Source organism: Rheinheimera metallidurans, assembly GCF_036983985.1.
GTDB classification, from domain to species: Bacteria; Pseudomonadota; Gammaproteobacteria; order Enterobacterales; family Alteromonadaceae; genus Alishewanella; species Alishewanella metallidurans.
Genome location: NZ_JALAHQ010000001.1, coordinates 472,415 through 493,723 on the forward strand (window position 1 = coordinate 472,415; position 21,309 = coordinate 493,723).

The 21,309-nt window shown below is 43.3% G+C and carries 18 protein-coding genes; 6 read left to right on the top strand and 12 right to left on the bottom strand.

Annotated features, from left to right (window positions below; genetic code table 11):
* Positions 1 to 23 precede the first annotated feature (23 nt).
* The 8 genes from ybeY to MN199_RS02270 form a co-directional block, all read right to left on the bottom strand.
* On the bottom strand, positions 24 to 485 hold the full coding sequence (gene ybeY, locus MN199_RS02235) for an rRNA maturation RNase YbeY (protein WP_335738287.1): 462 nt from the start codon (positions 483 to 485) through the stop codon (positions 24 to 26).
* Entirely contained in the window at positions 485 to 1,489 is a 1,005-nt protein-coding gene (locus MN199_RS02240) for a PhoH family protein (RefSeq protein WP_132581915.1), read from the bottom strand. Before MN199_RS02240 ends, ybeY begins: the two co-directional genes overlap by 1 nt.
* A 44-nt stretch (positions 1,490 to 1,533) precedes the next feature.
* Entirely contained in the window at positions 1,534 to 2,967 is a 1,434-nt protein-coding gene (gene miaB, locus MN199_RS02245) for a tRNA (N6-isopentenyl adenosine(37)-C2)-methylthiotransferase MiaB (protein ID WP_132581917.1), read from the bottom strand.
* A 92-nt stretch (positions 2,968 to 3,059) separates the two neighbouring features.
* Positions 3,060 to 3,908 carry a DMT family transporter gene (locus MN199_RS02250; protein ID WP_132581919.1) on the bottom strand — a complete coding sequence of 283 codons (849 nt, stop codon included), beginning with the start codon at positions 3,906 to 3,908 and terminating at the stop codon, positions 3,060 to 3,062.
* Between the two features lie 109 nt (positions 3,909 to 4,017).
* A complete protein-coding gene (locus MN199_RS02255) occupies positions 4,018 to 8,547 on the bottom strand; it encodes an EAL domain-containing protein (RefSeq protein ID WP_335738288.1) in 4,530 nt (1,509 codons plus the stop codon).
* Positions 8,548 to 8,657: 110 nt separating this feature from the next.
* Positions 8,658 to 9,632: a cobalamin biosynthesis protein gene (locus tag MN199_RS02260; RefSeq protein ID WP_132581923.1), complete on the bottom strand. Its 975-nt coding sequence runs from the start codon at positions 9,630 to 9,632 to the stop codon at positions 8,658 to 8,660.
* Position 9,633: 1 nt separating this feature from the next.
* On the bottom strand, positions 9,634 to 10,344 hold the full coding sequence (mtnN, locus tag MN199_RS02265; RefSeq protein ID WP_132581925.1) for a 5'-methylthioadenosine/S-adenosylhomocysteine nucleosidase: 711 nt from the start codon (positions 10,342 to 10,344) through the stop codon (positions 9,634 to 9,636).
* 81 nt (positions 10,345 to 10,425) lie between these two features.
* Positions 10,426 to 11,313 carry a pirin family protein gene (locus MN199_RS02270; protein ID WP_132581926.1) on the bottom strand — a complete coding sequence of 296 codons (888 nt, stop codon included), beginning with the start codon at positions 11,311 to 11,313 and terminating at the stop codon, positions 10,426 to 10,428.
* Between the two features lie 203 nt (positions 11,314 to 11,516).
* Here MN199_RS02270 and MN199_RS02275 point away from each other — a divergent pair, with 203 nt between their 5' ends.
* Positions 11,517 to 12,053 (top strand): hypothetical protein, encoded by a 537-nt coding sequence (locus MN199_RS02275; protein WP_132581927.1) that lies wholly within the window; start codon positions 11,517 to 11,519, stop codon positions 12,051 to 12,053.
* Between the two features lie 28 nt (positions 12,054 to 12,081).
* Here the strand turns inward: MN199_RS02275 and MN199_RS02280 are convergent, their stop codons facing one another.
* Entirely contained in the window at positions 12,082 to 12,534 is a 453-nt protein-coding gene (locus MN199_RS02280) for a methylated-DNA--[protein]-cysteine S-methyltransferase (RefSeq protein WP_335738289.1), read from the bottom strand.
* Positions 12,535 to 12,694: 160 nt separating this feature from the next.
* Between MN199_RS02280 and MN199_RS02285 the strand changes: the two genes are divergently transcribed.
* The 3 genes from MN199_RS02285 to MN199_RS02295 all read left to right on the top strand — a co-directional run bounded on the left by MN199_RS02285 (position 12,695) and on the right by MN199_RS02295 (position 15,516).
* Positions 12,695 to 13,033, top strand: coding sequence for a HopJ type III effector protein (locus MN199_RS02285; RefSeq protein WP_335738290.1), 339 nt, complete (start codon positions 12,695 to 12,697; stop codon positions 13,031 to 13,033).
* Between the two features lie 128 nt (positions 13,034 to 13,161).
* On the top strand, positions 13,162 to 14,403 hold the full coding sequence (locus MN199_RS02290) for a DUF819 family protein (RefSeq protein ID WP_132581932.1): 1,242 nt from the start codon (positions 13,162 to 13,164) through the stop codon (positions 14,401 to 14,403).
* Between the two features lie 27 nt (positions 14,404 to 14,430).
* Positions 14,431 to 15,516, top strand: coding sequence for an AI-2E family transporter (locus MN199_RS02295; RefSeq protein WP_335738291.1), 1,086 nt, complete (start codon positions 14,431 to 14,433; stop codon positions 15,514 to 15,516).
* A 72-nt stretch (positions 15,517 to 15,588) separates the two neighbouring features.
* Here the strand turns inward: MN199_RS02295 and MN199_RS02300 are convergent, their stop codons facing one another.
* A complete protein-coding gene (locus tag MN199_RS02300) occupies positions 15,589 to 15,783 on the bottom strand; it encodes a hypothetical protein (RefSeq protein WP_132581936.1) in 195 nt (64 codons plus the stop codon).
* A gap of 139 nt (positions 15,784 to 15,922) precedes the next feature.
* The gene (locus MN199_RS02305) at positions 15,923 to 16,573 is read right to left on the bottom strand and encodes a DUF2726 domain-containing protein (protein ID WP_335738292.1); all 651 of its coding nucleotides are present in this window, start codon (positions 16,571 to 16,573) and stop codon (positions 15,923 to 15,925) included.
* 238 nt (positions 16,574 to 16,811) lie between these two features.
* On the opposite strand from MN199_RS02305, the gene aceB reads away from it, so the two are divergent.
* Complete coding sequence (gene aceB / locus MN199_RS02310; RefSeq protein WP_335738293.1) at positions 16,812 to 18,416, top strand: malate synthase A; 1,605 nt, start codon at positions 16,812 to 16,814, stop codon at positions 18,414 to 18,416.
* A gap of 117 nt (positions 18,417 to 18,533) precedes the next feature.
* Here aceB and MN199_RS02315 read toward each other — a convergent pair whose 3' ends face one another.
* Positions 18,534 to 19,472: a LysR family transcriptional regulator gene (locus tag MN199_RS02315; protein ID WP_132581942.1), complete on the bottom strand. Its 939-nt coding sequence runs from the start codon at positions 19,470 to 19,472 to the stop codon at positions 18,534 to 18,536.
* A 227-nt stretch (positions 19,473 to 19,699) separates the two neighbouring features.
* On the opposite strand from MN199_RS02315, the gene MN199_RS02320 reads away from it, so the two are divergent.
* Positions 19,700 to 21,295, top strand: coding sequence for an isocitrate lyase (locus tag MN199_RS02320; protein ID WP_132581944.1), 1,596 nt, complete (start codon positions 19,700 to 19,702; stop codon positions 21,293 to 21,295).
* The last annotated feature ends 14 nt before the right edge of the window (positions 21,296 to 21,309 follow it).

The following is a 21,309-nucleotide window of genomic DNA, read 5'->3' on the forward strand; positions in this document are numbered from 1 at the left end:
ATTACTCCAAAAAATAAAAAAACCTATTCGTCATCCAACAAATAGGGGTTAGTAAAGCCAAGTTGCTGCAATATGGTTACTTCTTCAGTTTCCATTTGTTCAGCATCATCGTCATTTATATGGTCAAAACCTAATAAATGCAAGCTTCCGTGTACGACCATATGTGCCCAGTGGGCAGTTAGCCTTTTGCTTTGTTCTTTCGCTTCGGTCACTACTACGGGGGCACAAATAACTAAATCGCCCAATAATGACAATTCAATACCTGGTGGGCATTGAAACGGAAAGCTTAACACATTAGTGGGTTTGTCTTTACCGCGATAAGCTAAGTTAAGCTGTTGGCTTTCATTGTTATCGACAATACGTACGGTAACTTCAGCCTCTGCTTGAAACGGCAATATAGCAGCTTCTAACCATTGCTGGATCTCTGTCTCTAACGGCAGATTGTCTGCTGTGCTAGCCAATTGTAAATCAAGAATAATGGCCATTATTCACCTTTAATTGCAACAGTAGCGGCAAGTTTGGCTGCTTCGTGGGCTTCATAAGCCATAACAATACGTTGCACTATTGGGTGGCGCACCACGTCCTTGGCATTAAAGTGATTAAAACTAATTTCTTCAACATCACTAAGCACATCAATAGCGTGTTTTAACCCAGAATATTGGCCCCGTGGTAGGTCAACCTGAGTAATATCGCCAGTAATAACTGCTTTAGAACTAAAGCCAATACGGGTTAAAAACATTTTCATCTGTTCTACCGTCGTATTTTGGCTTTCGTCCAGAATTATAAAGGCATCATTTAAGGTACGACCGCGCATGTACGCCAATGGCGCAATTTCAATTACGCCGCGTTCAAGATACTTTTCTACTTTTTCAAAGCCGAGCATTTCAAATAATGCGTCGTATAGTGGCCTTAAATATGGGTCAACCTTTTGTGCTAAGTCACCGGGTAAAAAACCCAACTTTTCGCCAGCTTCTACTGCTGGGCGAGTTAAAATAATTCGTCGCACAAAATTACGCTCTAACGCATCTACCGCACAGGCTACCGCCAAGTAAGTTTTGCCTGTGCCGGCAGGGCCAACACCAAAGCAGACATCGTGACGCAGCACGTTACTTACGTAAGCGGCTTGGTTTGGGTTACGCGGCTTGATCAGACCTTTTTTAGTTTTAAGGCTAAAGTCAGCATGTTCGCCATCTTGCTGCTCGTATTGAATATCGTAGTTCTGACTAATTAATAAATGCACTTGCTCTGGTGTTAGCTCAGCATTGGGCGCTGCTGTAGCTGCATATAACTGTTGCAATACATCTAGCGCTGCGGCGACGTTATCCGCAGGCCCTGAGATTTTCAGCTGGTCATCGCGATGACTAATGTCTACCAATAACCGTCGTTCAATATGACTTATATTGTCGTTAAACGGGCCACATAATAGGGTTAAACGTCTGCTGTCGGCGTTCTCAAGCGTTAAATCTGCGGTATGTAAGGTTGTAGTCAAATGCTTGCCTCAGTGCAAAAAGGGGGCATTAAAGCCCCCAGAAGTTATGGTGTAAAGGTAGCGACGCCAATAGCATTAGCTACCGGTTCGGTTTTTTGTCTGGCTAAAATTTGCTGTGGGCTAATTTCTCGGCGCAGGCCCATATCTTGTTCGGTACGCAGCAAATCGCCACGTAAAGAATTACTAAATACATCGGTAATTTTCACGTCAACAAATTGGCCAATCATCTCGGGCGAGCCTTCAAAATTAACCACGCGATTGTTTTCGGTGCGGCCGGTTAATTCCATAATGTTTTTCTTGGATGGGCCCTCAACCAAGATGCGTTGTTCTGTGCCCAGCATACCGCGAGCAATACGCAGTGCTTGCTGGTTTATACGGTCTTGCAGAATGTATAGCCGTTGCTTTTTTGCATCTTCGCTTACATCGTCAGGTAAATCGGCAGCCGGTGTACCTGGGCGAGCACTGTAAATAAAGCTAAAGCTCATATCAAAATCGATAGCTTGGATCAAATCCATCGTCGCTTGAAAATCGGCATCATCCTCACCAGGAAAACCAATAATAAAGTCTGACGACATGCTTAAGTTTGGCCGAACACGTTTTAATTTACGAATTTGCGATTTGTATTCTAATGCGGTGTGGCCACGCTTCATTAGGTTTAAAATACGGTCTGAACCCGATTGTACCGGTAAATGTAAGTGGTCAACTAATTCAGGCACATCGCGGTACACTTCAATAATGTCATCGGTAAATTCTACTGGGTGTGACGTGGTGTAGCGAACGCGGTCAATACCATCAATAGCCGCCACTAAACGTAATAGCTCAGAGAAATGGCAGATAGTGCCGTCATGTTTTTCGCCACGAAACGCATTTACGTTTTGGCCTAATAGGTTTACTTCCCGCACGCCTTGCTCGGCTAATTGGGCGATTTCAAATAATACGTCGTCTAATGGTCGGCTAACTTCTTCGCCACGTGTATACGGCACTACGCAAAAGGTACAGTATTTAGAACAGCCTTCCATAATGGAAACAAAGGCGGTAGGGCCATCGGCTCTAGGTTCTGGCATACGGTCGAACTTTTCAATTTCTGGAAAAGACACGTCAACTACTGGCGATTTTGAGCCGCGTACTGAGTTGATCATCTCGGGTAAGCGGTGCAAAGTTTGTGGGCCAAAGACGATATCGACATAGGGCGCACGTTCACGAATAGCCGCGCCTTCTTGCGAGGCGACACAGCCACCAACACCGATAATTAAGCTTGGATTTTTTTCCTTTAGCAGACGCCAACGACCTAGTTGGTGAAATACTTTCTCTTGCGCTTTTTCGCGAATAGAGCAGGTATTTAGCAGAATAACATCTGCCTCTGCAGCTTCTTCAGTCAGAGTAAAGCCATGAGTGGCATCTAGCAGGTCAGCCATTTTTGATGAATCGTATTCGTTCATCTGGCAGCCCCAAGTTTTAATGTGCAGCTTTTTGCCCATTGCGTGTAATTACCTGTATCGTCACTTGGAAAAAAGGGAGCATATTTTAGCCTGTTCGCGCCTTCGTTGCCATAGCTTGCGTAAAACAGTCGTCAGAGTAATTTTTGCCTAGTGGTTATGTAGCCCGCATACAGAATAACCAAAACGCCACTAAGCCACGCTAAGGTTACAGGTTCTTGCCAAAATAAATAACCAAATAAGCCGGCGAAAATAACGCTGCTATAGGTCCACATGCCTATATCGCTGGCGGGCGCGATGGCATAGGCACGTGTCATGGCAAGTTGGCCAATAGCCGCCAATATACCCATGGCAACAAAGGCAAACCATACGGTATTGTTAAGCGGTTGCCAATAAAATGGCACCGGAATAGCCGATAATATTGCCGTAAGTAAGGAAAAATAAAATACGATGCGCACCGCAGGTTCAGTATCAGACATATAGCGGATGGTGGTTTTAGTAACTGCAACTAATACCGCAGATAATAAGCCGACTAATAAAATGGCCTCGGCATTGCCGTAATTGGCTGGCATTGCCAATACCACGCCAATAAAACCTAATAAAATACTAAATAGAGTTAAACGGCTAGGGCGCTCTTTTAACCAAAATCGGGCGATTATTGGCACAATAAAAGGTGATAGCAACAATACCAGCATGCCTTGAGCTAGTGGCAAACGCGCTAACACATAGAAGAAACAGTACATGGAGATAATGCCGGTTAATGCTCGGCTAAGATGTAAATACCAGCGGTTTGTTTTTAATAAGCTAAAACCATGCTTATACAAAAAAGGTAGCATCAATATTAAGGCGAAAAAGTTACGAAAAAAGACTACTTGAACTTCTGATGCTGTGCCGCTAGTGAATTTAACAATAGCGCCAATGCCGGCAAAGCAGGCTTCTGCCAATAATAGGAGTAGTGCCCCCTTAACTAACGGCGATAGCATAAATAACCTGAATACAGACTAAGATAACGCAGTATATCAGACCGGTTAGCCTTAGCCGTAGTAGCGGCGTAATTATTGTCGCGTTGCTGTAGCACCCTAACGCAGTGCGTTAGGGTGCTAACGTTTGCTGTTGTAAAAACGCCATTACTTGTGCACTTGGCATAGGTTTGGCAAATAAATACCCTTGAATAAGGTAACATTGTCGGCGGCTGAAAAACGCCAGTTGTTGTTCGGTTTCAACGCCTTCAGCAATGCAGTACATACCTAGGCTGTTAGCCATACTGAGTATGGCTTCTATTATGGTTTCATCGCTGCTATCAATGCCAATGTCTTTGACAAAGCTACGATCGATTTTAATGCCATCGATCGGAAGTTCTTTTAAGTATTTTAACGATGAGTAACCGGTGCCAAAATCGTCAAGGGCAAGTTGTATACCTAACTTACTTAAAGCCAACATGGTTTCTATGGCGCTTTCATGATCGCGCATTAATGCACTTTCGGTAATTTCATAACGTAAGCAGCTAGCAGGTAAATCATATTTTTGTAGCAGTTCTTGGGTATGCTCAGCTAGCGCGGGTTGCTCTAAATGCTGGGTAGATAAGTTAATAGATAAATATATTTTATGGCCGTTGTCATGCCAGTGTTTTAAATCTTGCAGCGCGCGCTCGAGTAACTGCTGCGTCATTTGAATAATTAAACGTAGTTCTTCAGCCAGTGGAATAAAATCTGATGGTGGGATCATACCTTCAGTGCTCTGCCAGCGCAGTAATACTTCAGCACCAACGATTTTTTGACTTTGGCTATTAACGATAGGTTGATAATAATTAATAAACTCATCATGTTGTAGTGCTTTGCGTAAACGAGTTTCCCGAGCAAGGCGCATATGGGCTTTTTCGTTCATTTCTGCAGTGAAAAACTGGAAATTATTACGACCCGCTTCTTTAGCATGATACATAGCAACGTCGGCATGTTTTAGTAATGCCGCCGCTGTTACGGCATCTTCAGGATACACCGCAATACCAATACTGGGTGATACACCAACGTTATGTGTGCCAAGCAACATGGGCTCGCTGATTATGGTCAGCATTTTACGTGCGACGTGGCTAATATTGTCTTGGTTTTTATAGCCTTCAAGTAGGATCACAAATTCATCGCCACCAAGCCTCGCTACCGTGTCGCTGTCGCGTAACGCCAGCGTTAAACGTCGTGCTACTTCTTTTAGCAGTAAATCACCAATATCGTGGCCTAGCGAGTCGTTAATTTGTTTAAACTTATCAAGATCGATAAAACACAGCGCCAAGCTACGCTTGTCTCGCTTTGCTTGGTCAATACCGTGGTAAATTCGATCCATTAACAGCGCTCTATTAGGTAAGCCGGTTAATGCGTCATAGTTAGCAAGATAACGCAACTCGTCTTCTGCTAGTTTTTGTGCGGTGATATCGGTAAAAACTAAAACGAAAAAACTTTGTTGCTGCTCGCCAATTGCACTGATATTAATCAACGTAGGCCGTTCTCGGCCATCAGGTGTAATAACCAACTCTTCACCTTGCCAATGCTCACCGCTTTTTAATGTATTTAACAATTTGGTGTAAAAACGCCGCCGCACCAGGCTGATACCAAGATGGTGGGTACGTGGTTGGTCAATATATTGTTCTAAGTTACCAAAAGCAGTAGCGAACGATTGGTTGGCGGCAATGACGCGTTGTCGGTGATCTAGAATCACTACCCAGTCACGAGTTTGCTGAAACGCTTCACCAAACAAGCGTGCTTTTTCTTGGCTGGCTCTGGTTTCTGTAATGTTACTAAAGGTGCCATGCACACGTAATACATTGGCATTGTCGTCTTGTAATGTCGCCTTACCTATATCGCGAAACCATAACCACTGTCCGTCGTGATGTTGCATCCGGTAAGTGCAATCAAAGTGTTGCTCGGGTTGCTGAATAAAGCGCAACCATTGTGCTTGGTAATTTGCTTTGTCATCAGGATGAATTAATGCTTCATGCTGCGACAAGGTCATCGGATCCATCTTTTCTTGATAGCCAAGCATGTTGTAAATACGTGAAGCATAAAATAAATTATTACTGGCTTGCCATTCCCACGCGCCGCTATCAACGGAGGCTAACGCTTGCCTTAATTGTTGTTCACTTTGCTTAACATTGCGGTAGGCTTGGCGAATAAGTTGTTGTTGTCGGCGTCTTATGTTTAACAGATAAACGCAAATAATTAATATACTTGCGGTGTAACCCGCAATAGCCCAGCTAGACAACCACGGGTTGGCTGAGATACGTAAATATAACCTAGCGGGTTTGCTTTCAAGCCCACTGGTTGGCGATATTGCCGTAACGTTAAAAGTATAATCACCACTGTTTAATTGCGGAAAAACAACTTTGCCGGATGATTGCAGTGGGTACTGAATGTCTTGTCCGCCTTCTAACCAAAAGCGATATTTCATTTTATGTGCATCACGAAAATTCATGCTGCTGAAATTCAGTTCAATGCCGTAATCTTTATAGGATAAGTCGACGTGCCGCTCATTTAGATTACCATTCAGGTTTAATTTATTGCCGGTTTGTGTGCTAATAGCGGTGATAATAATATTGGGTTCTTTCTCTTCGGTGATAAGTGCTGCGGTATTTACCAGCGTAACGCCCCGCATACTGCCAAAGGCTAAAGTGCCGTCGGCTAATTTTACTGATGCTGAGCCATTATACTCGTGGGTTGGTAAACCATCAGCTTTAGTAAATTGTTCAATTTGTAATGAGTTAGGGTTTAATCTTGCTAAACCATGATGAGATGAAAACCAGACATTGCCTTCAACGTCATATTGCAACGCGTAAGCTTTATCAGAGCTTAGCTTGTTGTCGTCAAAGCGATGACGTAATGCTAATGTCTGACTATCAAACCCCAGTATACCAAGGCCAGCGAAGCCAACCCAAAGCGTACCGTTTTTGTCAGTAACCATGGCGTCAGCTTGGCGATTAAGTTCAGGTTGGTAATGTGGATGCTGATAAACTAATTTGACATGGCGTTGTTGGCTATCATAAAGCCAAAGTTGATCGGCAGCACCGAGTAATAATTGTCCCGAGTTATTAGTTGCACCAACAAAGCGACCAAATGCAATACCAGCAAAAGCCATATCTAGCTCGGGCAATGCAACTAATTCACCAGAGCTAGGGGTGTAACGAAAAAAAGCGTTATCGCTAACAAAATAAAAGTGCTGTTTATATTGGTAAACAAGGCTTAAAGGCTTGGCTAAACGCCTCGCGTCATTATCGCTGTTGGTTGGCGGTAAACTAAGCTTGCCAAGTTCAGAGTCGAAATATCTTAAACCCTCTGGCGACTGTATCCATAGTTTGCCCTTAGTATCTGGGTATATATTGACGATAGAACCAGCGTGCCAGTATGATTTTACATCTTCGCTAACCAAATACTGGGTAATGTTATGACTAGCTAAATCTAGTTTATTTAAACCATTGCTGGTGCCGACCCAAAGCGTATTTTTCCCATCAGAAGCCAAGGCAAACACCTTTTCGCTGCTAAGGCTGTTAATTTCGCCCGGTTGTCGGTTTATATTAGTAAACGCTTTGCTGCGTGGGTGCCAATAATATGCGCCATCATCGCGCGAGCCTAACCAGTATCCGCCGTAGTTATCGGCAGCGATATCCATAATATTGTTGTCGAATAAATCAAGCCCGCTTTCAGTAAAACGCAATACTGTAGCGGTGGTATTGTTGTTAACATCAAATTGATACAAACCCATCTCGGTTGCAATAAGGGCTTTATCGTCTTGCCATAATATTTGCCATATATTGTGGTGAGCAATGTGCTGTATTGGGGTATAGGGTGTGTTATCACGCAAATAACGTTGTACATCGGTATAGGCAATACTATATAAGCCTTCGACGGCACCAACCCAGATGCGGTCGTGTTTTAGCGCTAAGTATTTAACGTGTTTTTGGTCGTCATTATTGGCTAATTCAGTGTTTGCCATCTCGGGTGTAAGATGGGGTAAGAAGGTGTGCTGTTTACTGGCATAGTCAAGAAAGTACAAGCCATTAAATGCGGCAATAAAAATATTACCGTCATTGACTAGTAAATCACGCAGCCAGCCGTCTTTAATGCCGTTAGCTGATAAACTGAAAATTTGCTCGGGTATGCCAGTAGCCAGTGATAATTGATATAACGCATCGCCCATAATGAACAAGAGCGTTTTGTCATCGTATTCTTGTAATGAAATTATGCTGTGTTCGTTGGTCAGCTCATTAACAGCGTCTTTGGGACGAGGCATAAAGAGTTCAAATACCGACGATTGACTGTTAAATAAGTAAATACCAGCGTTGTCAGAGGCGGCCCATATTCTGCCTTTTGAATCTTGTAGCAACTTACTAAACGACAGTTCTTTTAGCTGGTAGCCTTCCGCGGTGATGTGACTTATTTTGGTACTACCGTAGCGATTAATTCCGCCATTAGTAGCAATCCAGAGAAAACCGTCGTTATCTATTAGTAAGTCTCGCACTGAGCCTTGAGATAAGCCTTGATCCGGAGTCAGTGGCCGCAATATTGGCGCAGCGGAAAGGCTGCAAGCCGTTAAAGTAAGAAATACGGTTATGCAGCGCAAGAAATGCGGCAAAAAATTCACTTAAACTCCTGACTCATAGCGTTATTAATGGCACTGCGCTACTGTTATCGTATTGGCAAAACATATAACGATAATGTGTAGCTGTCCAGCATTCTAATTTTAACTGTTATTTAGTAAGTTCGGTGCCACACCAGCTGTAATACGCTACTGCAGGCAATAATAATCAGCAAACATAAATGAGAAAACTGTAATAGCTTTACTAGTGCGCTGATATCAGCAGCGTGCGGTTCGTGTTGCTGCACTATTTTACTACGTTGTTGTTTTTGTGCTCCATAGTATACAGGGCCACCTAAACTGCGGCGCGTTGCAACGCTGGCGCAGCACAACAAATAAAAAGAATAACGGTTTATATTTAATCTTGTCTGCCGACACTGACGGTAGCAGCGGATAACACCAAACTGAATAGCTAATAACAATGTTGCACATAACTTGGGTACTGCACTTAATGTATTACCAACAAAAGCCACTGGTGCAGCAAAATAGCGATAAACGCGGAGCTTTGTGTTCCATTGCTGTTGCAACTCTAACACTAAACGGTAGCCAAGAGCGGCAAGACCTCCACCGAGTAAAAACCAAAACAGTACGCCGATAAATTGGCTTGCCGAGCGTAAAGTTAAACTTTCTAATATTGCCTTGCTGATGCCCATTGCGCTTAGCATGCTGGTCTGACGGCATAATAATGTTTGCGCCTGCTCACGCGCTAACGTTAGCTGGCCAGCTTGCAAGCGCTGTTGTATAGCATAGGCCTGTTGCTGCTTAGTATGCCAGTCTAAACTGCAATACAATAACAACGCGTCCAATATTAATGGCAACTCAGAAAACAGATAAAGGCTATATACTAATGCCATAGGCAGTAGCCACGCCAACAACAATGCTAAGCTGCCCGATATCAGTAACTGCTTTGGTGAACGGTTAGGATCTGGGTTAACTTTTATCGCTAGTCTGGTTGCTAGATGACTAAATAGCGTTAGTGGATGATACAACACTGGCAGCGGAAAAATACGCGCTGCCAACACCACAACTAATAGCAAAGCAGGATAGGTTGAAACACCTTCAGGCCAGATTAGGCTATTAAACCAAGGCATCTTATAACGTAACGCTACTTAGGCGACTTAATAACTCAAGCACCATCGCAGAACTGTTTTTCGACGCAACCTCAAGGTAGGCTTCAAATGATTGTGGTGATTCTTTGCCCGCAATATCGCTTAAACTTCTAATTACAACAAAAGGCGTATGTAGCATGTGGCAAACTTGAGCAATAGCTGCGCCTTCCATTTCTACTGCCAACATAGTAGGAAACTGCTGACGAATAACATTAATACGCGCCGGATCGCAAATAAAGCTGTCGCCAGTGGCAATGAGACCTTTTTTTGTTTTACAAAAACCTAAGGCTCGAATGCTTTGTTCAGCCGCATTAATTAATAACGGGTGGGCATTATATGCTGCTGGCATCTGTGGTACCTGGCCAATTTCATAACCAAAAGCGGTAACATCAACGTCATGATGGCGCACTTCGGTGCTTATTACGACATCACCTACGTTAAGATCTGGATCAAAACCGCCAGCTGAACCGGTGTTAATAACCGCGGTAGGTTTGAAATGTTGGATAAGTAAAGCCGTAGCCAGCGCTGACGCTACTTTACCAATGCCTGATTGCACTAACACAATTTGAACATTAGCTAAACTACCACAATAAAAAGTATAACTACCTAGCGTGGTGGTCGTTACGTTGTTAATTTGCTGGCGCAGCAACGCCACTTCTGGCTCCATTGCGCCGATAATGCCAATTAAGTGCATGCTTTATTCTCTTCAGTGACAAAGGCGCTAGTATAAAGCGCCATGAAAAGAAAAGCCCGTTTCTGATGCGTTATCTGCAGTTTATTGTTGTAAGGTAATGCTTTGCATTGTGCTGTCAACGGCAAGTTTACCCTGTTGGTAGTCAAATATTGCCTGTTCAATTTCAGCCGCAGTGTTCATTACAAAAGGGCCATATTGCACTATCGGCTCACCAATGGGTTGTGCGGCTAATATTAGTACTTTAGCGGCGTGCTCGGCGTGTATTAGCAGAGTGTTGCCTAAGCTTAAGATACCCGCCTGATGCAATGGAACTTGCTGCGTGTCGGTTTCAGTTTGTACGCTAACAGTACCAATATAAGGGTAAATAAAAGCATTGTGCTCTGCTGGTAGCGTCAAGCTAAGGCTTTGTCCAGCATTTAAGTGCACGTCATAATATTGTGGTTCGGTAGTTAAGCCTTGAATTGGCCCACTTAACTGTTGGTTATTCGTGTGTAGTGTACCTGCAACAACCTTAATACTGCCCTGCAACAGCTGAAGTGTCGGGATCTGCTCGGGCGTAATATCGACATAGGCTGGTGCCTTCATTTTTTCTTTGGCTGGTAAATTAAGCCAAAGCTGAAAGCCTTGCATTACACCCGCTTCCTGTTGTGGCATTTCAGAATGAATAATACCACGACCGGCCGTCATCCACTGCACGCCACCGCTTTTTAAATGCCCTTGGTTGCCTAAATGATCTTGATGCAGCATATGGCCATCTAACATATAGGTTACGGTTTCAAAACCGCGATGAGGGTGGGGCGGAAAACCTTTAATATAATCGCCGGGTTGATCTGAACCAAAAAAATCCAGCATTAAAAATGGATCTAACCTCGTGTGCTGGTTTTGGCCAAGGCTGCGTTTAATTTTTACACCGGCACCGTCAGACGCGGCAATTGAAGGAATTAGACGCACTAAGGTACGATTTGTCATGATGTACTCCGCAAGGTTTTTTCTATTAAACATCATGGGAAATATAAATAAAACCGCATAATTTGCCATTAATTTATCTATAAAAGCGAATGGTTGCACTGCGAGTAGTTCAGCCAGCGTTAATTCGTGAGCACTAAGCTAACGTCATTAAAACAAAGCAGTACCTAACATCCCTCATCTAGGGGAAAACAAGGAGCAATAAAATGAAAAAGTCATTAGCATTAGCGAGTATTGTAGCATTAGCGTTTGCAGCAGGTGCGCAAGCTAATATCAAATGGGATTATGTAGGCGCTGGTTATACCGACATGGGTTCTGATGGCCCTTATATTGAAGGTTCATTCCGTGTAGATAACAACTGGGTAGTAGACGGTAGTTATACGCGCTTATCAGAAGGGCAATTTGATGCCAACCTAGTTCAAGTGGGCGCAAAGTATTTAACTGGTTTTAAACTAGATTTCTCGCCTACTACACAAACTTACGTTTTAGCCGGTATTGAAAATGCATCTGGCGATGCAGACGATACAGGTGGTTACGGTGGTGTAGGTATGCGTCATCCACTAACTGCACAGGTTGAGTTGTACTCTGAAGCTACCTACCACTCTATTGGCGATAATTACGGTAGTTTAGCCGGTGGTATCGCATTTTATTTAAGCCCAGATTGGGCAATTCGTAGCAATATCGCATTAAATAGCGGCGATACAAAAAATGAATTCCGTTTTGGTATGTCATACCAATTCTAATTTAGATTTAAGCTTTAACGCACAGCGCCTATTGGCGCTGTTCGTGTTTTAGCAACCAAGTTTTTTTATCTAGCCCACCATTGTAACCGGTAAGGGTGCCGTTCGCGCCAATCACTCTGTGGCAAGGTACCACTATTGCAATTGGATTGCGGCCATTAGCACCGCCGACTGCGCGCACGGCTTTGATATTATTAATCTGCTGTGCAATGTCACCATAGCTACGAGTAGTGCCAAAAGGGATGTCGCATAGCGCATGCCAAACTTGTTGTTGAAATACGGTACCTGTAGCGTCAAGTGGTAAATTAAACTGATTAAGTTCACCGGCAAAATAAGCGCTTAACTGCAGCGCTGCCTGCTTGGTTAAGCTTGAGGTGTTGGTAGCCGATAGGGTGCTGCTAACAAAAGCAATTTCAGTGATACCCTTGTCGTTAGCCTGTATTTTAATGGGCCCAAGCGGGCTATCTATATATTGAGTAAACACTGGGTAACCTCCAAATTTATAGCATTGCCGAGCAATAACGTGGTCTAAGCATATTATATGACAATAGTGACTGTTCCTATTGGTTGTATTGCGAAGTTTGCTGGGTGCGCTTAGTATTACCGCTGGAGAGTTTTATGGACGGTATTGCATAGGAATTGCCATGTTAGAACATTTTTTTATCCAACTAAGTACAGAACCGCTAAGTATTAGCTTTATACAAAGTATAACGTTGATCGATGAATTGTATAACTTTACACCGAGTGCATTTAAAAATGGCGAGCTATTTAACGCCGCTGGCGAAAATAATGGTTCGTGTAAAATCTTAGCCTTTGGTGCGCTACATCAATTATCTGCTCCACAAACGTTACATTTGTATGGCGATTATTACCGGCAGGTAATGGCGACACCTAAAGCGCACGATCATCAAAATATCCGAAACTTTATGCGTAGTGGTTGGGCTGGCGTAGTATTTGATAACCAACCTTTAACTGCGAAATGAGCTAATTTATCTCAGCATTAACGTAAATTGGCTACTACTTAGGTTGGTCTACTTTGTTCTGGGCGAGTGCTGTGGTATTTTGGCAGCCGTTTGTCTACATAACAATAACTTAATTTTCAAGGTTCCCAATGCAAGAATCCAGTGTACTTATCACTAATGATGCCGTAGTACTTGGTTTAATGGCGGCTATTTTAGGCGCTGTTTTTTATACCAGTCACAGCGATAATCGTTTTTTTAAAGCGTTCTATAAATATGTACCAGCATTACTGCTGTGTTACTTTATTCCATCACTGTTTAATAGTTTTGGCATTATTGATGGTGAAGGTTCATCATTATATAAAATGGCGTCACGCTATCTACTGCCAGCAAGTTTAGTATTGTTGACGCTTAGTGTTGATTTTAGAGCTATTCTTGGCCTTGGCCCTAAAGCATTAATTATGTTTTTAACCGGTACCGCCGGTATTATTATTGGCGGGCCTATAGCGCTAATTACTATGGGATATTTTTTCCCACAAGAGCTAGGTGGCGATGACGTATGGCGTGGTATGACGACCATTGCTGGCAGTTGGATTGGCGGTGGAGCTAACCAAGCCGCAATGAAAGAAGTATTTAACGTTGATGGCAGCATTTTCTCGGTAATGATTACTGTAGATGTACTGGTGGCAAACGTATGGATGGCGGTGCTGCTATTTATAGCCAGCCGTGCTGAGTTTTTTGACCGTAAAAATGGTGCGGATACCAGCGGTATTATGCACCTGCGCGAAAAAATCGAAAAATACCAAGCTGAAAATGCGCGTATTCCAACATTAACTGACATTATGTTGATTGTTGCAGTGGCCTTTGGTGTAACCGGATTGTCGCATGCACTGGCCGATCTTATCGCGCCTTGGATTGAGCGTGTAGCACCGCAACTTGCAATATACAGTTTAACCAGTAGCTTTTTTTGGTTGGTGGTTATTGCTACTACTTTGGGCTTAATTATGTCGGCAACCAAGGTGCGTAACCTTGAAGCTGCGGGGGCATCCAAAGTAGGCTCAGCATTTTTGTATATTTTGGTTGCTACCATAGGCATGCATATGGATGTTACTGCCATTCTTGATTATCCACTGATGTTTTTAGTAGGTATTGTCTGGATGTCAGTGCATGCCGGTTTATTAATTATTGTCGCAAGACTGATCAAAGCACCGATGTTTTATATGGCAGTTGGTAGCCAGGCTAATGTGGGTGGTGCTGCGTCAGCACCTGTGGTTGCAGCGGCGTTTCATCCGTCACTCGCACCAGTTGGTGTGCTGCTAGCGGTGCTGGGCTATGGCTTAGGGACATACGGTGCTTACATTTGCGGTTTAATTTTACAGCAGGTTGCGCCGTAATAAAGGCATAATTAAAAGGATATATTGATGGCTACAAAGTTTCAAACAGAGTCGCGTCACTATGTGCTAATTATTGCGTTATTACTGGCGCTGTATGCCAGTTATTTACTTGTGGCACCCTATATCGGTGCCATCGTATTGGCTTTTGTGCTGTCATTATTATGCTTTCCAGTACATCAGTATATTGAACGAAAAATTCCCGGTAAGCCTAACCTCGTCGCCAGCCTTTCTTGTTTGTTATTGGTTGTCGTAATTTTGGTGCCCGCTTCATTGGTGTTTATAGCAATAGTGCAGCAAGGTATAGTCTTTACTAAGCAAAGTTATCATTGGTTAAGTACCGGCGGCGCTGAGCAACTAATGCAGCATGGCGCGGTGCAACGGACACTTGATTATGTAAATCAAATATCGCCGGCTGGAGAAATTAGCGGCGAAAGCATTGTGAAACAACTTACCGAGTTTTCATCTGGCTTTGGCAAAGAACTATTAAATTTCAGTACCCAATTGGTTGGTGATATTACTGGTTTGATATTTGGTTTCGTATTGATGCTGTTTATCTTGTTTTTTTTACTACGCGACCATGAAAAAATCGTTAATTCATTGCACTGGATAATTCCGTTATCACGTTCGCAGGAAGAGGCTTTGTTAAGCGAAGCTAAAACTGTAGCGCGTTCGGCAGTCATTGGTTCGTTTTTAACTGCCATTGCCCAAGGTATCGCTGGTGGTATTGCCATTGCTATTGTTGGTTTGCCAGGCTTATTTTGGGGTACGATGATGGCATTTGCCTCGTTTATTCCCGCGGTAGGCACGGCACTAATTTGGATCCCAGCCTGTGTATATTTATTACTAACGGGTGATTGGCCGTGGGCATTGTTTTTAGCGATATGGGGTGTAGTCGTAGTGGGCTCTATTGATAACGTGCTTAGGCCGTTGTTGATGCAGGGCAGTTCAGGCATGAGTACTTTACTTATATTTCTATCGCTGATTGGTGGTATTCAATTGTTCGGTTTAATCGGTGTAATTTACGGGCCAATAATATTTGCCCTAACCATAGTGCTTATTAGGCTGTATACCATAGAGTTTAAAGACTTTTTAGCACAACAAGATAAAAGTTAAGCATTGCGGTGCGTGTCACATAAAATACAAAAGGCCAGTTTTTATACTGGCCTTTTTTCTTAAAAATATTAATTACACCGTAATATTAATATTTTGTCCCAAGTTACCAACTGGGGCAGAAGCTTGTACTTGCTCAACTGATTGCATAGCACTTTGTACTAGCATAGTTGCCATTTTAGCTTCTTGATTTTGCTGCTTATTAGCCATTACAGCTGCCAAAACTTCATAGCCTTGGTTTGATGATGCAGCGCCAACGGATTGACTCATAGTACCTCCTTTGTCAACTCATCTAGACTGTAGCGGCAGACACTAAGATTACTTTAGCTTAATTTTGCATAAAAAAATACCGCCCGTTGCAGCGGGCGGTATTTCAACTTAGCGCGGAGTGACTCATTTCTCCAAAGCGTTAAGAAGCCTGTATAAGCGCAGTTTGCTGCGCCTTAATTTGAGAGTGTGATAAAGCGGGCACTGGCAAAGTATTGCCGCTAACTGCCGGTTTTAGCGAGCGTACCGGACGTGTTGGGCCTTTCTTCACTAAACCTTTAAACATAGGTTCTGGCTTAGTTACTGTTTTACCTAACCGTGCCGCAATAGCCGTTTGAATATCTGCTGCGGTGTAACCTACTTTTATTTTCATGCGCAGATAAGGCACGCCTGCAGCATCTAAAGCGCCATTTACAAACCAGTCAGGTACGGCGTTGTGTCCATCTTTAGTGCTGTTGTTTACCAAATCTAGCACTGCTACTACGCTTAAATCCGTCGGATCGCAGAGTACAAAATCAAGATACTTGGCATTTAGCTTTAATAGCGTGTTATTGCGCGCTTTATCACTGATACCGGTTTTTAAATCCAACACATCTGACAGGCGCACACGATTTAATATTTTATATTCGTTAATTACGGCTTTTTCTAGCAGTTGCATAAAAGAGCGTTCAACTGGGCTAAATAAACTGGTTTTTCTTTGCAGTGGAAACGGATTGCCACTGTCGACAAAGCGGCTAGCCACCAGCGCTACCACTATTACTAACATTAATATTAATAGCAGGACAAATTCCATGCATACCTCCGACAGAAAATTGACAAGGTGTCAGATACACCAATAACTTAAATATTATTAAGCACAAGTTGTGCCATCTTTTTGGTTTAAACCTAAAATTGTGTATTTCAGTAGTGAATGGCTAGCATTGTTGGCATTAATGTATTTTATAGTTAAAAAGCGCTTATAGTTCGTGCTCAATCTGATACCCAGCCGCTAATGCGCCAATATTGGTATCCGTCGATAAAAGGACAGACTTATGACTACAAGCATCAGCCGTGCCGGTTTAACTATAAATGCAGCATTAAATGCAGATTATGACAGTATTCTAACTGAGCAAGCCTGTGCCTTGCTGGTTGAATTGACTCGTAAATTTCGTCCAGAGCTAACTAAATTACTAGCAGCACGTCAAAGCAAACAGCAACGGTATGACGCTGGTGCACTGCCTGACTTTTTGCCAGAGACCGCTAACATTCGCCAGTCTAAATGGCAGATAGCGGCAATACCGGCTGATTTACAAGACCGTCGTGTTGAAATTACCGGCCCAGTAGAGCGCAAGATGATCATCAACGCCTTGAACGCCGATGTAAAAGTGTTTATGGCTGATTTTGAAGATTCGCAAGCACCGAGCTGGAGCGGTGTTATCGAAGGGCAAATAAATTTACGTGATGCCAATTTAGGTCAAATTAGTTATACCGATACGCAAACCGGTAAACATTACGCCTTAAACGCTAACCCAGCGCTGCTGATTGCTCGGGTGCGTGGTTTGCATTTATTTGAAAAGCATCTGCTGGTTGATGGCGAGCAAGTGCCTGGTTCGCTGGTTGATTTCGCGCTGTATTTTTTACACAACTATCAAGTTCGACTTGCCAAGAATACCGGTGTTTATTACTACCTACCTAAATTACAAACTCATGTCGAGGCTAAATGGTGGGCTGACGTATTTAGCTATACCGAACAAAAGTTTAGCCAAAGTATCGGTACTATTCGTGCGACCGTGTTAATTGAAACTCTGCCGGCAGTATTTGAGATGGATGAAATTCTATATATGCTGCGCGATCACATTGTAGCGCTCAATTGTGGCCGCTGGGATTATATCTTTAGTTATATTAAAACCTTAAAAAATCATGCTGATCGCGTCCTACCTGATCGGCAAGTGGTTACCATGAAACAACCCTTTTTAAATGCCTACTCACGCTTGCTGATAAAAACCTGCCATAAAAGAGGGGCGCTAGCCATGGGCGGTATGGCCGCATTTATACCCGCCAAAGATGCGGAACAAAATGCGGCCATTTTAGCTAAAGTGCATGCCGATAAAGAGCTAGAAGCGAGTAATGGGCACGATGGCACCTGGGTTGCGCACCCTGGGTTAGCTGCGACAGCAAATGCGGTGTTTGCTAAATATTTAATAGGTAATAAGCAAAACCAGTTGGATATTAGCCGCCAAAGTGATGCAGAGATTACCGCAGCGCAGCTATTAGCGCCTTGCGAGGGCGAGCGCACCGAAGAAGGTATGCGGACTAATATTCGTGTGGCACTGCAGTATATTGCTGCATGGCTAAGCGGCAAAGGTTGTGTGCCTATTTACGGCTTAATGGAGGATGCTGCAACGGCAGAAATTTCTCGTACCTCGATTTGGCAATGGATAAAACACGGAAAAAGCTTAAGTAATGGCAAGCTGATTACCAAAGCCCTATTTGCCGCGATGCTAGAGCAAGAAGCAAAGATCGTGCGCTCAGAAGTAGGTGAAACTAACTGGGCCGAGCAAAATTTTGTTCGTGCTCAGCAATTATTACTAGATATTACTACTTCTGAACAGCTAGTAGACTTTCTTACCCTGCCAGCCTATCAGTTACTAGATTAAGCTGAGTAAACCAAATGCAAAAGGCGCTGTCAGTCTGACAGCGCCTTTTTCGTGTTTGTTACTTAGCCTTTTAATATAGCGGCTATGGTGTTAGTTACTCTTAGTATATTTGGCGTTTTAATTTAGTTCATCGGCCGTTTCTACTATTAATCGGCGAAACCAAATATGACTAGCATCTTGATGCAGCAAAGGGCTCCAAATCATTTTTAGCTCAATCGAAGGAATGGCAAACGGTGGGTCCATAATGGCCATAGTAGGGTCATTGGCATAAAGCCGAGCCGCATGGCTGGGTAGGGTCGCAATTAAATCTATACCAACCGCGAGGTGCATTGCGACATGATAATTACGGGTAAATACCGAGATGTTGCGTTGTTTACCCAGCTTAGCGAGTGCCTCATCTACCCAGCCTAATTTCTGTACGTCTTTAGGGTCCATACCTACGCCAACACCGAAGCCGGTTTTACTTACCCAGATATGTTGGGCTTTTAAATAGCTGTCTAAATTGAAGTTTTTTAGTACTGGATTTTGTGCATTAATGAGGCAAGAAAAACTATCACGCCAAACGGTTTTTTGATGAAACGATTGCGGTAGTTGGTCAAAGCGGTTAATCGCCATATCTACCTTACCGTTTTCTACGTCGTGAAAGGTAACGTCTGATGGCGTCATGATATCTAAACTGGTGTGTGGTGCTTGTACACGCATTTTCTTCAGCAGCGCAGGGATCAAGGTAGATGCTGCGTAATCACTGGCCATGATACGAAATACGCGCTGGCTAAGAAGCGGTTCAAAGTCTTTGTTAGGTTGCAGAGTTTCTTCTAGAGTTAGCAATACGCCACGTACAATGGGTGCTAACTCACGAGCGCGTTCGGTTGGCACCATACCTTCAGATGTGCGCACAAGTATGGGATCATTAAGTAAATCACGCAGTCGTTTTAAGCCATTACTCATCGCCGGCTGGGTAATATTAAGTTGGTGCGCGGCCCGAGTAACGTTTTTTTCCCGCAGTAATACGTCTAGATAAACCAGCAGGTTTAAATCCATTTTCTTAATATTCATATATTTAATAACCGACTGACTTTGTATAAGTGTAATGAATCATAGCACTGGCTATACGGCAGTCGTCAAGTGCGCTTTTTCATAAGTTGCGTGAATGATAGGCATAACAAAAATCATCTTTATGAATTGTTGAAATCAAACCTATAGTGGAAGCCGTCAGGTTGACTATCAGCTTGAGGAAAATAGCGCCCAGCCTATTGGGCTATAAGCAAAAGAAGGATATCGCGATGTCAGCTTACCAAGATGCAATACAACAGATAGCTCAGTTACGTCAGCAAAATGGTGCGGCATGGGCAGCCATTAATCCTGAATCAGCCGCTAGAATGCGCGCACAAAACCAGTTTCATACTGGGTTAGATATTGCTAAATACACTGCCAAAATTATGCGTGCTGATATGGCAGCATATGATTTAGATAGTAGCCAATATACACAATCACTCGGTTGTTGGCACGGTTTCGTAGGCCAACAAAAACTGATCGCTATTAAAAAACACTTTGGCACCACCAAACGCAAATACCTGTATTTATCCGGTTGGATGATCGCCGCACTGCGTTCAGAATTCGGGCCATTGCCCGATCAGTCAATGCATGAAAAAACGGCAGTGCCCGCACTAATTACTGAGCTTTATACCTTTTTAAAGCAAGCCGATGCGCGTGAACTTGGTGGTTTGTTCCGAGAGCTAGATGCAGCTAAAGCGCAAGCAGATAAAACTGCGGTTGCGGCAATACAATATAAAATTGATAACTTCGAAACTCACGTAGTGCCTATTATTGCTGATATTGATGCTGGTTTTGGTAATGAAGAGGCTACTTATTTGTTAGCGAAGAAAATGATAGAAGCCGGTGCTTGTGCCATTCAAATTGAAAACCAAGTGTCTGACGAAAAACAATGTGGCCATCAAGATGGAAAGGTAACCGTGCCACATGCCGATTTTTTAGCCAAAATTAATGCAGTACGTTATGCCTTTTTAGAACTTGGTGTCGACGACGGTATTATTGTCGCTCGCACAGACTCATTAGGTGCTGGCTTAACTAAACAAATCGCGGTAACCAATAAACCTGGTGATTTAGGCGATTTATACAATAGCTTTTTAGATGGCGACGTTATTAGTGGTGCCGATGATATTGCCAATGGCGACGTTGTAGTAAAAGCGAATGGTAAGTTATTAAAACCAAAACGTTTAGCCAGTGGTTTATTTCAATTTAAGAGTGGCAGTGGCGTTGACCGCGTAGTACTTGATTGTATTACCTCATTGCAGCATGGTGCCGACTTGTTATGGATTGAAACCGAAAAACCGCACGTCGGCCAGATTGCCGAAATGGTAAATCGTATCCGCGAGGTAGTACCTAATGCCAAGCTGGTTTACAACAATAGCCCAAGCTTTAACTGGACACTCAATTTCCGCCAACAAGTATTTGATGCATGGCAAGCCGCGGGTCGGGATCTTAATGCATATAACCGCGCGCAGTTAATGGGGGAGGAATATGATGCCAGCGAATTAGCGTTAGAAGCGGATAATCGGATACGAACCTTCCAAGCCGATGCGGCACGTGAAGCCGGCATATTCCATCATCTTATCACCTTGCCTACTTATCATACGGCGGCATTATCAACCGATAATTTAGCTAAAGAATACTTCGGTGCCGCTGGCATGTTGGGTTATGTTGAGGGTGTGCAACGTAAAGAAATACGCCAAGGTATTGCCTGCGTTAAACATCAGAATATGTCGGGTTCAGATGTAGGCGATGATCATAAAGAATATTTCTCAGGCGAAGCGGCGTTAAAAGCGGGCGGTAAAGATAACACCATGAATCAGTTCTAAATTAGTTATGAAAT

Bases quoted from the DNA above. Each gene is read 5' to 3' on its own strand.
- ybeY (WP_335738287.1), bottom strand. From the start codon at position 485: ATGGCCATTATTCTTGATTTACAATTGGCTAGCACAGCAGACAATCTG.
- miaB (WP_132581917.1), bottom strand. From the start codon at position 2,967: ATGGGCAAAAAGCTGCACATTAAAACTTGGGGCTGCCAGATGAACGAA.
- MN199_RS02250 (WP_132581919.1), bottom strand. From the start codon at position 3,908: ATGCTATCGCCGTTAGTTAAGGGGGCACTACTCCTATTATTGGCAGAA.
- MN199_RS02260 (WP_132581923.1), bottom strand. From the start codon at position 9,632: ATGCCTTGGTTTAATAGCCTAATCTGGCCTGAAGGTGTTTCAACCTAT.
- mtnN (WP_132581925.1), bottom strand. From the start codon at position 10,344: ATGCACTTAATTGGCATTATCGGCGCAATGGAGCCAGAAGTGGCGTTG.
- MN199_RS02270 (WP_132581926.1), bottom strand. From the start codon at position 11,313: ATGACAAATCGTACCTTAGTGCGTCTAATTCCTTCAATTGCCGCGTCT.
- MN199_RS02275 (WP_132581927.1), top strand. From the start codon at position 11,517: ATGAAAAAGTCATTAGCATTAGCGAGTATTGTAGCATTAGCGTTTGCA.
- MN199_RS02285 (WP_335738290.1), top strand. From the start codon at position 12,695: ATGTTAGAACATTTTTTTATCCAACTAAGTACAGAACCGCTAAGTATT.
- MN199_RS02290 (WP_132581932.1), top strand. From the start codon at position 13,162: ATGCAAGAATCCAGTGTACTTATCACTAATGATGCCGTAGTACTTGGT.
- MN199_RS02295 (WP_335738291.1), top strand. From the start codon at position 14,431: ATGGCTACAAAGTTTCAAACAGAGTCGCGTCACTATGTGCTAATTATT.
- MN199_RS02300 (WP_132581936.1), bottom strand. From the start codon at position 15,783: ATGAGTCAATCCGTTGGCGCTGCATCATCAAACCAAGGCTATGAAGTT.
- MN199_RS02305 (WP_335738292.1), bottom strand. From the start codon at position 16,573: ATGGAATTTGTCCTGCTATTAATATTAATGTTAGTAATAGTGGTAGCG.
- aceB (WP_335738293.1), top strand. From the start codon at position 16,812: ATGACTACAAGCATCAGCCGTGCCGGTTTAACTATAAATGCAGCATTA.
- MN199_RS02315 (WP_132581942.1), bottom strand. From the start codon at position 19,472: ATGAATATTAAGAAAATGGATTTAAACCTGCTGGTTTATCTAGACGTA.
- MN199_RS02320 (WP_132581944.1), top strand. From the start codon at position 19,700: ATGTCAGCTTACCAAGATGCAATACAACAGATAGCTCAGTTACGTCAG.